Annotated in this window: 11 protein-coding genes and 1 riboswitch; of the genes, 6 read left to right on the forward strand and 5 right to left on the reverse strand. The window is 37.5% G+C overall.

The features are described from left to right. Positions 1 to 20: 20 nt before the first annotated feature. Positions 21 to 1,577 (reverse strand): ABC-F family ATP-binding cassette domain-containing protein, encoded by a 1,557-nt coding sequence (locus LJY09_RS01830; RefSeq protein ID WP_028412463.1) that lies wholly within the window; start codon positions 1,575 to 1,577, stop codon positions 21 to 23. Positions 1,578 to 1,838: 261 nt separating this feature from the next. Between LJY09_RS01830 and LJY09_RS01835 the strand changes: the two genes are divergently transcribed. Then, positions 1,839 to 2,771, forward strand: a complete 933-nt coding sequence (locus LJY09_RS01835; RefSeq protein ID WP_228307471.1) for a D-2-hydroxyacid dehydrogenase — start codon at positions 1,839 to 1,841, stop codon at positions 2,769 to 2,771. 99 nt (positions 2,772 to 2,870) lie between these two features. Beyond that, positions 2,871 to 3,956: a nitric oxide synthase oxygenase gene (locus LJY09_RS01840; RefSeq protein ID WP_098999462.1), complete on the forward strand. Its 1,086-nt coding sequence runs from the start codon at positions 2,871 to 2,873 to the stop codon at positions 3,954 to 3,956. Between the two features lie 48 nt (positions 3,957 to 4,004). Here LJY09_RS01840 and LJY09_RS01845 read toward each other — a convergent pair whose 3' ends face one another. Both LJY09_RS01845 and LJY09_RS01850 read right to left on the reverse strand, forming a co-directional pair. Then, positions 4,005 to 4,136, reverse strand: a complete 132-nt coding sequence (locus LJY09_RS01845; protein WP_016762840.1) for a YflJ family protein — start codon at positions 4,134 to 4,136, stop codon at positions 4,005 to 4,007. A 172-nt stretch (positions 4,137 to 4,308) separates the two neighbouring features. Further along, positions 4,309 to 4,758: an Rrf2 family transcriptional regulator gene (locus LJY09_RS01850; protein WP_028410145.1), complete on the reverse strand. Its 450-nt coding sequence runs from the start codon at positions 4,756 to 4,758 to the stop codon at positions 4,309 to 4,311. Positions 4,759 to 4,974: 216 nt separating this feature from the next. Between LJY09_RS01850 and hmpA the strand changes: the two genes are divergently transcribed. The 4 genes from hmpA to LJY09_RS01870 all read left to right on the forward strand — a co-directional run bounded on the left by hmpA (position 4,975) and on the right by LJY09_RS01870 (position 9,278). Next, entirely contained in the window at positions 4,975 to 6,156 is a 1,182-nt protein-coding gene (gene hmpA / locus LJY09_RS01855; protein ID WP_155010632.1) for an NO-inducible flavohemoprotein, read from the forward strand. Positions 6,157 to 6,227: 71 nt separating this feature from the next. Beyond that, the gene (locus tag LJY09_RS01860; protein ID WP_028412459.1) at positions 6,228 to 7,517 is read left to right on the forward strand and encodes a lysine N(6)-hydroxylase/L-ornithine N(5)-oxygenase family protein; all 1,290 of its coding nucleotides are present in this window, start codon (positions 6,228 to 6,230) and stop codon (positions 7,515 to 7,517) included. Between the two features lie 143 nt (positions 7,518 to 7,660). Further along, on the forward strand, positions 7,661 to 8,173 hold the full coding sequence (locus LJY09_RS01865; RefSeq protein WP_013081517.1) for a type 1 glutamine amidotransferase domain-containing protein: 513 nt from the start codon (positions 7,661 to 7,663) through the stop codon (positions 8,171 to 8,173). Positions 8,174 to 8,531: 358 nt separating this feature from the next. Then, positions 8,532 to 9,278, forward strand: a complete 747-nt coding sequence (locus LJY09_RS01870; protein ID WP_028412458.1) for a CAP domain-containing protein — start codon at positions 8,532 to 8,534, stop codon at positions 9,276 to 9,278. Positions 9,279 to 9,516: 238 nt separating this feature from the next. Here LJY09_RS01870 and ade read toward each other — a convergent pair whose 3' ends face one another. Both ade and LJY09_RS01880 read right to left on the reverse strand, forming a co-directional pair. Next, on the reverse strand, positions 9,517 to 11,253 hold the full coding sequence (gene ade, locus LJY09_RS01875) for an adenine deaminase (RefSeq protein WP_028412457.1): 1,737 nt from the start codon (positions 11,251 to 11,253) through the stop codon (positions 9,517 to 9,519). Positions 11,254 to 11,336: 83 nt separating this feature from the next. Further along, positions 11,337 to 11,438: riboswitch (purine riboswitch) on the reverse strand. Between the two features lie 182 nt (positions 11,439 to 11,620). Beyond that, positions 11,621 to 11,848 (reverse strand): DUF1128 domain-containing protein, encoded by a 228-nt coding sequence (locus tag LJY09_RS01880; protein WP_013055127.1) that lies wholly within the window; start codon positions 11,846 to 11,848, stop codon positions 11,621 to 11,623. Positions 11,849 to 11,979: the final 131 nt, after the last annotated feature.

The following is an 11,979-nucleotide window of genomic DNA, read 5'->3' on the forward strand; positions in this document are numbered from 1 at the left end:
GCCTCTTTTAACCCGTTTTTTTAAAATAATTTAGTCGTCCAAGATTCGCAGTTCCACACGTCTGTGACTACATCTTGATAAAATTCAGGTTCGTGACAAATAATTAAGATACTTCCTTTGTATTCTTTTAAAGCTCGTTTTAATTCATCTTTCGCATCTACATCCAAGTGGTTTGTAGGCTCATCCAGTACAAGAATGTTGGTTTCATTGTTAATCAGCTTACATAGACGGACTTTTGCTTTTTCTCCACCGCTTAGAACTTCTACTTTACTTTCAATATGTTTGGTTGTTAAGCCGCATTTAGCTAACGCTGCACGAATTTCATATTGGGTAAAGTGAGGAAACTCGTTCCATGCTTCTTCAATACACGTATTGTAGTTAGCTGATTTAACTTCTTGTTCGAAATAGCCAATATGCTGGTAATCGCCTTTTTCTACAGAGCCTGAAATCGGTTTGATTTCTCCTAGAATACTTTTTAAAAGAGTTGTTTTCCCGATTCCATTTGCTCCTACAAGGGCAATCTTTTGACCTCGCTCCATTTTTAGATTCAGTGGCTTAGAAAGCGGCTCTTCGTATCCAATGACTAAATCAGATGTTTCAAAAATTAATTTGCTTGAAGTACGAGCACTCTTAAAGTTAAACTCTGGTTTTGGACGCTCTTGAGCTAGTTCAATTACTTCCATTTTATCCAGCTTTTTTTGACGGGACATGGCCATATTTCGTGTCGACACGCGGGCTTTGTTTCTCGCTACGAAATCTTTTAAATCTGCCATTTCTTGCTGTTGTTTTTTATAAGCTGCTTCAAGCTGCTGTTTTTTCATCTCATATACTTTCATAAAATCGTCGTAGTCTCCTACATAGCGATTTAACTCTTGGTTTTCCATATGATAAATTAAATTGATCACGCTATTTAAAAATGGAAGATCGTGAGAAATTAAAATAAAGGCATTTTCATATTCTTGCAAGTAGCGTCGTAGCCACTCGATATGCTGTTCATCCAAGTAGTTTGTAGGCTCATCAAGTAAAAGAATTTCTGGTTTTTCAAGCAGCAGTTTGGCTAGCAATACTTTTGTACGCTGTCCGCCACTTAAATCCTGTACGTCACGATCTAAGCCGATATCTTCTAATCCTAATCCGCGTGCAATTTCTTCGACTTTTGCATCGATAACGTAAAAGTCATTGTTTGTTAAGAGGTCTTGAAGTGTACCGACTTCTTCTAAAAGTTTTTCAAGTTCTTCTGGTGATACATCGGCCATTTTCTCATAGAGTCCATTCATTTGAGCTTCTAAATCAAATAGGTATTGAAAAGCACTTTTTAGTACATCACGAATAGAAAGACCGCGCTCTAATGCTGTGTGCTGATCTAAATAGCCGACGCGCACTTTTTTAGACCATTCTACTTTTCCCGCATCCGGTTCTAGTTTGCCTGTAATGATGTTCATAAATGTTGATTTACCTTCGCCGTTTGCTCCAATTAAGCCGACGTGTTCACCTTTTAACAATCGAAATGATACATCGTTAAAAATCGCACGGTCACCAAAACCGTGGCTTAGATTTTTTACGTTTAATACACTCATGCTGACACACCTTTTCTTTTAAAATATCTATCGTACGTTTCGTTATAAACAAATTGATTCATAACGATTATAGCGAACTTATATACATAAATCCATATGAGTTTTCCAGCCTGGAAAGTCATATAAAATTCACTCGCGTCTTCCTTTCACTTCATTCATACTATATATATCAATATAGAAAATCCTTCATGACGAAGGGCCGGTCATATCGGATCATTCAAATAGAGTATATAGAAGAACAAAAAGCCAGGGGGAAAAGAAATGAAGATTCATACGATACTAGTGGCAGGAAGAATGCATAAAGAGCTGCAGGAGATAATCAATCAAAAGAAGCTCACACAGACGTTTCGGTTTATGGAAGAGCAAGACGTTACAATGGAAGATTTAAACTGGGCTGATGCGCTTTTATCCTTCGGTCCAACGAATTGCTTTGAAGATCATAGCTTTAAATGGATTCATTCTCTCGGCGCAGGAGTCGATCGGTTCTTAGAAAGTGGGAATTGGAAAAAGAGCGTGATGTTAACACGTACGGTTTGTTCATTCGGTCAGCGAATCAGTGAATATTGTCTTAGCTATATGCTAGCTGAACTTCAGCACCACGCACAGTTTCAGCATCAGCAAAAACAAAAGCAGTGGAAAGTGATAGAGCCTCAGCAGCTTTCTACTCAAACGGTCATAATTTATGGAACAGGTGAAATCGGCGGACGTCTTGCCGCTGTTTTAAAATCTTTTGGTGTACGAGTGATAGGCGTATCTAAAAATGGAAATGAAAAGCCCTCATTTGATCAAGTCTTCTCCATTTCAAAAGAAAAAGAATTGTTAAAAGAAGCGGATTGGATTATTAGCGCCATGCCATTAACGAGTGAAACAAAAAGCTACTTTGATCAAAAATGGATGAATTTAGTTGAAAATGCATACTTTATAAACGTTGGACGAGGAGCAACTGTAGATGAAAATGCGTTAGTAGAGGCTATTGAGCAAAAACATATTCGAAAAGCATACATAGACGTGTTTGAACAGGAGCCGTTAACGAAAGAATCCTTTTGGTGGAATCATTCACATATCATCATAACACCTCATATTTCAGCGGTGACTACGCCTGAAGAAGCCGTCGAATGCTTTGTTGAAACGCTGCAAAAAGTTGAGCAGGGCGAATTGACTTCTAACTTGGTTAATATTGAAAGAGGCTATTAAAGCATTATGATGCGCGTTTCCGCTATGAGAATGGTATACTGAAACTTGCTTTTCTTGAACGAAAAGAATGAAATCTGTTCTTCTAGGGGGGAACAAACGTTGAAGCAAGAAGAATTATTTGAACAAGCACGTGTATTTATAGAGACGTGTTACGCTGAACTTGAAAAAAGCGAAGCGGATAAAAATAAGCGGTTAAAAGAAATTCATCAGCAAATTATGTCACTCGGACATTATGATCATACATTTGAAGAGCTAGAGCACGGAGCTCGTATGGCTTGGAGAAACAGCAATAAATGTATCGGACGACTATTTTGGCAATCGCTTAATGTATTTGATAAGCGAGAGGCGATCACAGTTGAAGAGGTAAGAGACGCCCTTTTTCATCATATTGAATATGCAACAAATGACGGGAAAATCCGTCCTACTATTACGGTGTTTAAACCAAAAATGAAGGCAAAAGAACCGGTTAGGATATGGAATCATCAGCTAATCCGCTATGCTGGGTATGAGACGGAATATGGTATGATAGGAGACCCTGATTCTGTTGCGTTCACGGAAGTTTGTCAAAAATTAGGATGGGAAGGTGAGAGAACTCACTTTGATGTTCTTCCTCTTGTCCTGCAAGTGAATGAAGAGTCGCCTCGATATTTTGAGATTCCAAAACATTTAGTGAAGGAAGTAGCTATTACGCATCCAGAACTTCCTGAATTTGAAGACTTACAGTTAAAATGGTACGCTGTCCCAATGATTTCAGATATGAAGCTAGAAATTGGAGGGATTGAGTACGTCGCAGCACCGTTTAATGGATGGTACATGGGGACTGAAATTGGTGCCCGAAATTTAGCGGACACGCATCGCTATAATCAACTTCCAAAAGTAGCTTCTATAATGGGATTGAACATGAATTATAATGCTACGCTTTGGAAGGACAAAGCTCTTGTGGAATTAAACGTTGCAGTGCTTTCTTCTTTTAAACGAGAAGGCGTTAGCATTGTAGACCATCACACGGCTGCTCAGCAATTTCACTTGTTTGAAGAAAGAGAACAAAAAAATGGCCGGGAAGTGACTGGGAACTGGACATGGTTAATCCCACCGGTTTCACCAGCTACCACACATATTTTTCATAAGCCTTATAAAAATAAAGTATTATCACCAAATTATTTTTATCAAGACGCTGCTTATTAAATGAACAAAAAAGAGAGTACAAATTTGTACTCTCTTATTACACGTTAATTAATTTTTGTGTTTATCAAGCAAGTTAGCAAGTACATATGTTTTGTACTTTTCCACTTTGCGGCCTTCATGGTTGCGAACTCCTCGTTTTTTAAGTTCCTCAACATACCAACCTTTGCTTCCTACGTGCATACTCAAACACCCTTTCGTCATTTTTTAGGATGAACAGAATGAGGTTCATTGTCTGCTCGAATGGAGACATCTTGTCTTTCCAATACGTGCCTCATTGTAACATCTTTTATTTTATGATGAAAGGGAAAAAGGTCAAAAAAACGAGAATGATTTCAGGTGAATTTTAGTTTGTTCATTCCTCGTTTTTTTGAGATAGGAGGAGGAGGTTTAATTCGTCTTTATTTTGGATTAGATCTTCTAATGTATACTGATCTAACACTTTAATGAAGGCTTGCATGGCTTCATGCAAAACACTTTTTAACTTGCAGACGGGGCTAATAATGCAGAAGTTTCCTTCACGGTCAAAACATTCAACAATATGAAAATCTTCTTCAGTTTGACGTACCACTTTGCCAATATTAATGTCTTTTGGAAGCTGAGCTAAACGAATACCGCCGTTTCGTCCTCGGATCGTTTCAATTAAGCCAAGTTTTCCAAGTTCGTGAATGATTTTCATAAGATGGTTTTTTGAAATATTATACGCTTCAGCAATTTCTTTTATATTGCTTAGTTTATTATTATCGCGAACGCCTAAATATAATAAAACTCGCAGTGAGTAATCTGTATATTGTGTGAGCCTCATCTTTTTACCTCTTCTCTTATCAGCAGCTGATATATCTATAATAGCATGTCTATATCTAAGAAATACAGAAAGAATGCTCACATTTTTGACAGGGTGAATTTGTGAACATTTCTTTAAATGTGTATATAAAATATATCTTTTTAAGTAGGATATGAGTATTATAAAGATGTATTAAAAATATATCTTTTAAAAATGAATCTTTCGGAGGCGAAAGTTATGAAACAAACAACTATTTCTATTGTAAAAAGTACAGTTCCTGTTTTAGAAAAGCATGGTCAAGCAATCACAACTCGTTTTTATGAAATGCTTTTTGAACAGTATCCTTCTTTAAAAAATGTATTCAACCAAACAAATCAAAAAACAGGACGTCAGCAAATGGCGTTAGCTAATACAGTTTATGCCGCTGCGCAGTACATCGATCGGCTTGAAACGCTGCTTCCAGTTGTGAAGCAAATCGCCCATAAACATCGCAGTATCGGCGTGAAAGCAGAGCACTATCCAATTGTCGGCGAGTTCTTATTAAAGGCAATTAAAGATGTTTTAAAAGAAGCTGCGACCGATGAGATTATGGAAGCTTGGAAAGAAGCTTACGGTGCCATTGCAGACGTATTCATAAGTGTGGAGCAAGAGTTATATAAAGAAGCTGAAGAAAAAGGATGGAAAGATTATAAAAAACTAATGGTTCATAAAAAAGTAAAAGAAGCAGAAGGCGTGTACTCGTTTTATTTAGTATCACCTGATCAAAAAGCACTGCCTGCTTTTCTGCCAGGTCAGTACGTGAGTGTACGAATTCTTGGTCAAGAATATTTATCCATTCGCCAGTACAGCTTATCTGGCTATCCAAACCAACCATACTATAAAATTACGGTGAAAAAAGAAAAACAAATGGAAGACGGGGTCGTGTCAACGTATTTACATGATCAATTGAAAGAAGGAGACTTGCTTGAAGTCAGCGTTCCAGCAGGAGATTTTGTCTTAAAAGAAAATAATAAATCAGTATTTATCAGCGGAGGTGTAGGAATTACTCCAATGATGTCAATGCTTCATCAAGCATTGGAAAACAATCAAGAAGTAACATTTATTCACAGTGCTAAAAATGAGCAGTTTCATGCAATGAAACGAGAGCTTCAATCGTTGTCAGAGACATATACGTTTGAACAGCACGTTTTCTATAGTCAAGCGCAAACAGATCAGCATGATGAAAACATAACGTATGGTCGCTTAACTAAAAAAGAGCTAGCTAAATATGCCGGCGATAAACATGCATATTATTATGTTTGTGGATCTTCTTCATTTACACAAATGGTGTTAGAAGGCCTAGATGAAATGGGCATTTCCCAAGAAAATATCATGTATGAATCGTTTGGCCCGAAAATGAGTATGACTCCTTCCGCATAAATGTATGGAAAAAGGGTAAAAAGCTAACAGTAGACAATACTGTTAGCTTTTTTATGAAAGGGAGTTTAAAGATGACAAATAAGCAGTATGACATGGTGGGAATAGGAATAGGCCCTTTTAATTTAGGCTTAGCGGCCCTTGCTGAGCCTCTTGATGAAATTGATGCAGTCTTCTTTGATAAAGAAGAGAAATTTGAATGGCATCCGGGCATGTTAATTGACGGTACGGACTTGCAGATTCCGTTTCTAGCAGACTTAGTTACATTTGCAGATCCAACAAGCCCCTATTCTTTTCTAAATTATATTCACAAGCAAAAGCGCTTGTATCCGTTCTTTTTCTTTAATCGTTTTGACATTCCGCGTCAAGAATACAACGAGTACGCAAAATGGGTAGCGGAGCAGCTATCTTCCTGCCACTTTTCTTCAAAAGTTGTGGACGTGATACCAAAAAATGAAGAAGAGTATTATGAAGTAAAGGTAGAAACACCTGAGGGAATTCAAACGGTAAATGCTAAACACGTTGTAATGGGAACAGGAAGCATTCCACTTGTGCCTCCGGCTTTTGAAGAAAAGCTAAATGAGCATATTTTACACAGCAGCGGCTATTTACATAAAAAAGAAGAGATTCAAAAAGGAAAGCATGTAACGATCGTTGGTTCAGGGCAAAGTGCTGCCGAGATTTTTCTGGATTTACTAGAAGAACAGACTGAACATCATTACCACCTTACATGGTTTACAAGATCCTCTAATTTTTTTCAGCTTGATCAATCCAAGCTTGCTCAAGAGTTATTTTCGCCAGACTATGTAGATTACTTTCATTCGCTGGCTTTTGAGGAACGTACAAGCACGGTAGAAGATTTAAACCCCCTACGTCACGGAATTGAATCTTCTACCTTAACGAAAATCTATGATTTACTCTATCATCGTTCACTTAAAGGAAGAGTACCCGTTACGATTCAAGCTTCGACTGAAGTAAGTGACATTCATAAAAAAGCAAATGGATATGAGCTGGAGTGTAAACAATTAAAGGCTGATCGCTCTTTTCAATACGAAGCGGATCGTTTGATATTATCCACGGGCTATAAGCCAAAGATTTCGCCGTTCATCGAACGAATAAAAGATGATATCGAATGGGAAGATGACAAGCGTTTCAACGTCACAAAAGATTACAGGCTTGTCTTTAAACAACCCCGTAACCACCACTTTTTTACGTTAACTAACATTGAACATTCACACGGATCTGGCGCAACAAATCTTGGTTTATCCGTTCAGCGTAATCAGCGTATTCTGAACGTAATTGCAGGTAGAGATGTGTATCCAGTTCCAGAAGAGACGACGTTTCAGACATTTAATTTGTTTTGAATGTCTGATTTATAAAAACCTGCACTGTGTTTTTAGATTATTGTAGAAAAGTTTTTTACTCATAAACCATGTTTAAAAGAATAGTGTACGGGTATTTTATTTATAGAACATTAGTACACAAATCAATTAAGGAGTTGCTTAGAATGAGTAAGAAAATTGCAGTATTAGTAACAGATTTATTTGAAGATGTGGAATATACAGATCCAGCCAAAGCCTTTGAAGAAGAAGGCCATACGCTAACAAAAATCGATGTGAAAACAGGCGAAGTAACAGGTAAACAAGGCGAAACAACATTAACAATTGATAAAGCAATTGCCGATGTAAAACCAGAAGATTTTGACGCATTGTTTTTACCCGGAGGCTTCTCACCAGATATCTTGCGTGCGGACGATCAAGTCGTAGCTTTTACAAAATCATTTATGGATGAAGGCAAACCGGTTATGGCTATTTGTCACGGGCCACAGCTGCTAATCAATGCTGAAACATTAAAAGGACGTGACGTAACTGGTTTCAAATCAATTGCTATTGATTTGAAAAATGCAGGCGCAAACTTCCATGATAAAGAAGTTGTGGTATGCGGTAATCAACTAGTTACAAGCCGTACACCAGATGATATGGAAGCATTCGTACGTGAATCAGTAAACGTCTTAAAATAAGTAAATAATATTAGTAAAACTTTCTGTAAAAGGCGATAACAGGGTGGTTTACCACTCTGTTGTCGCCTTTTTTGTATGTAACGTTTTTGACGAGGAATTTACAGTTATATTACCGCATTGGATGAAGCTGTTTTTCAAAGTATATGAAAACCTTTTACTATCAATAGCTGGAAGTCGCGTAATATAATCGAAATATTTTTTACATAAGTGTGAGTATAATTTTGGTAGCTTAAAAGACGTTGCGAGTTTCATAGTTTTCGTGCAACAATGAGGATGCATCACGAGGTTGGCTTGCTACAAGCTTAGATGCGTTGCGGTTTTACAAAAAACTTTATTATCACATAGGAGGATTTCAAACATGAAGAAAAGGTTTCGTATTGCCACTGTCGCAGGTGCCGTATCATTAGGATTACTAACAGCAGGACAAGCAAATGCAGCAGCTCCTGATTGCAACACTCCAAAACAAATTACCATTAAAGATGCTCAAGCAGCACAAAATATAAATGTAGACGAGCTATTAAAGAAATTTAACGCTCAAGGACAATCTGCTCAAGCAGCAGCTCCACAGCAAGAAACACAAGCACCAGATCAAGCTGAAGCAGCTCCACAGGAACAAGCAAAAGCACCAGAGCAAAGTGAAGAGGCAAAAGCTCCTGAGCAAACACAGCAAAACACAAAAGCTCAACAATCAGAAAATACTGATAAAGCAGAACAAACAAAAGATGCTAGTCAATTTGAACAAAAAGTAGTAGATTTAGTAAACCAAGAACGTCAAAAACAAGGTTTAAAGCCTTTAACACTTAACAAAAAATTAAGTGACGTTGCGCGCACTAAATCAAAAGATATGATGGACAAAGGGTACTTTGACCACAATTCACCAACATATGGTTCACCATTTGATATGATGAAACAATTCGGCATTGAATATACAACTGCAGGTGAAAACATTGCAAAAGGTCAGCAATCTCCTGAAGATGTAATGAATGCTTGGATGAATAGTGACGGTCACCGCAAAAATATTCTAAACCCTGATTTCACTGAAATTGGTGTTGGATACGTAAAAGGTGATACTACGTACTGGACTCAACAATTTATCGGTAAGTAATACAAAAAGAGCAGGATATACCTGCTCTTTTTTGCGTTTTTAGCTGTCCAATTTGGGTATAGTAAAGTAAGAACACGTAAAGGAGTGCCTTAAATTGGGACGTATAGTAAAAAAAATTCTAGTCGCTGTTTTTCCTATCCTGTTAAAAGAAGGATATCGTCATTATAAAAATCGTAAAACTCGAACTACCCCCTCTAAAGGGTATAAATAAAAAGGACTCGAAAGAGTCCTTTTTATTTTATGCTTGAACAGGGATATGCTTAAATTCTTTTACGTTAAATAATCCTTTGTCGGTTAATTTTAGACATGGAATAACAGGTAAGCTCAAGAAAGATAAAGTCAGCAACGGATTGAATTTCTGTGAGATATCGAGATCATGAAGAGCCCCGTGAAGCTGCTTAAGTAAGCTATTTACTTCATTGTAAGGGTGAGGTGACATTAACCCTCCGATGGAAAGAGGGAGGGAACCAATCACTTCATTATCTTTTACAATAACAATACCTCCGCCGATTTCTTCAATTGCCGCAATTGCTTTTGCTAAATCCTCATCATTTGTTCCTACGGCTACGATATTATGTGAATCGTGAGCAATCGTAGTAGCGATCGCTCCATCTTTTAACTGAAATCCTTTTACGATCCCAAGACCAATATTTCCTGTTAGATGATGGCGCTCAACAACAGCCATTTTCAGCTGATCGTTTTCTACAGAAGGCTGAAATTCGTTTTGCTTTACTTGAACTTCTTCTACAATATGATTTGTAAGCAGGCTGTTTGGATTAATTTCAATAATATTAGCCCGATTGTGCTGAAGTGGTATCGTAAGTTTGTTAATAGAAAACTCTTTCAAATGAACAGAATTCATTAGTTCTGTCGGAAGATCAATTTGTTCTTCTTGCACAGACAGCATCTCTCCATTTTCAGCAATAAGCTCTCCGTTTTGATAAACATGTGCTGCAGATATATCAGTTAAGTCGTCCAACAGAATAAAATCAGCTTTGTAACCAGGAGCAACCGCCCCTCTATCTTTTAACCCGTAGCATTCAGCGGCATTTAATGAAGCCATTTGAATCGCAATTAACGGATCCAGCCCGAGTTCAATAGCAAAACGAACATTGTAATCAATAGAGCCTTCCGTTAATAAATCATCTAGATGTTTGTCATCGGTACAGAATAAAAATCTGCGCGCGTTGCGTTCATTTACAGCAGGTAACAATTGTTTCAAATCTTTAGCAACAGAACCTTGGCGGATTAGAACATACATCCCGCGCTGAATACGTTCAATTGCTTCTTCTGCTGTTACGCATTCATGATCTGTTGAAATATTAGCGGTACGATAAATGTTAACGCCCGTGGCATCTAGCCCTGAGCCGTGCCCATCAATTACGCCGTTTGCATCGTTAGCTGCTTGTAATTTATCGAGCATATCGTCATCTCCATCTCGAACAGCAGGGAAATCCATCACTTCTGCTAATCCAAGCACGCGAGAGTGAGAGAAAAATGGCGCTAAGTCAGCTGCTTTTAAGACGGCTCCAGAGCTTTCAAAAGGAGTTGCTGGCACGCTTGAAGGTAAGTTCACAAATACGTCTAAAGGAATGGAATCCGAGTTTTGAAGCATAAACTCAATGCCAGATTTCCCTGAAACATTCGCAACTTCATGAGGATCCGTTACGACAGTTGTAACACCTCTAGGTACAAGAAGTTTTGAGAACTCTTTAGGTGTAACCATTGATGATTCAATGTGAACGTGTCCATCAATGAACGTAGGCGAAATGTATTTTCCTTTTGCATCAACGACGTTATTCCCGTCGTATTGACCTATTCCAACAATCACTCCATCAGCAATCGCAATATCGGCTTCAATGATGGAAAGCGTAAAGACATCGATAATTTTCCCGTTTTTCACTACAAGATCTGCAGGTGTTTTTTTATTGGCAACAGCAAGCTGTTTTTTTAAGGTTGTTTTTGTATTTGACATGAATGTGACTCCTCTCATTGTATAACTGAATAACAATGAAGGACTATGTAAGGGAGAACATAAAGAAGAATAAACATGTAGTATGAATGATGTTCAACCCTCGTAGTCCAACTATTTACGGTAGTTCGGTAGAAACTCTTGGACCCTATTTCCAAGACTATACGAGCTTTAGGTATTTCGATACATTCTATAGACAAATAATAAAAACGTCAATTCCTAATAAAAAAGAAAGATTTTTGGGAATATTTCATCTATGTGTATGTAAACGATTTAACTCTTATTTGCTCGCTAAAAGGTGCAGCATTCATGTATAGAAAAAAATGTAGAAAAAACCGTCAATGGCTATTAGTCATTGACGGAGGTGTCATTAAGCTTGTTTACGCAGTGTACCTAATTCTTCCGCGATCGCTTGCATTTCACTTGGGCTAAAAGAATCTTTTCTCATTACCATATCGTATAAGTACTTTAAGTCTTCATACATTTCTTCGTCAAAAGCTTCAGCTTTAATTGCTCCGATATTTAGCATGCGCAATTTTTCACTAATGCTATCGACCATATGTTTAATATTCTCTGGAGATTTTACTGATAAATCCACTTTGTTCATCCTTCCAGTTGCGTTTTTTTTATTGTAACATGTTTTTATCGTGTGAACACTTTTATGTCAGGTTCTTATCCACAGAAGAGTGGAAACGATATAAATAAAAGAAAACTATTTTTTAGTTTAAA

Origin of the sequence: Priestia sp. J2 (assembly GCF_020790095.1) — a bacterium.
Taxonomy (GTDB): Bacteria; Bacillota; Bacilli; order Bacillales; family Bacillaceae_H; genus Priestia; species Priestia zanthoxyli.

Coding starts and splice junctions, on each gene's coding strand:
- LJY09_RS01830 (WP_028412463.1), bottom strand. CDS start 1,577: ATGAGTGTATTAAACGTAAAAAATCTAAGCCACGGTTTTGGTGACCGT.
- LJY09_RS01835 (WP_228307471.1), top strand. CDS start 1,839: ATGAAGATTCATACGATACTAGTGGCAGGAAGAATGCATAAAGAGCTG.
- LJY09_RS01845 (WP_016762840.1), bottom strand. CDS start 4,136: ATGCACGTAGGAAGCAAAGGTTGGTATGTTGAGGAACTTAAAAAACGA.
- LJY09_RS01850 (WP_028410145.1), bottom strand. CDS start 4,758: ATGAGGCTCACACAATATACAGATTACTCACTGCGAGTTTTATTATAT.
- hmpA (WP_155010632.1), top strand. CDS start 4,975: ATGAAACAAACAACTATTTCTATTGTAAAAAGTACAGTTCCTGTTTTA.
- LJY09_RS01860 (WP_028412459.1), top strand. CDS start 6,228: ATGACAAATAAGCAGTATGACATGGTGGGAATAGGAATAGGCCCTTTT.
- LJY09_RS01865 (WP_013081517.1), top strand. CDS start 7,661: ATGAGTAAGAAAATTGCAGTATTAGTAACAGATTTATTTGAAGATGTG.
- LJY09_RS01870 (WP_028412458.1), top strand. CDS start 8,532: ATGAAGAAAAGGTTTCGTATTGCCACTGTCGCAGGTGCCGTATCATTA.
- ade (WP_028412457.1), bottom strand. CDS start 11,253: ATGTCAAATACAAAAACAACCTTAAAAAAACAGCTTGCTGTTGCCAAT.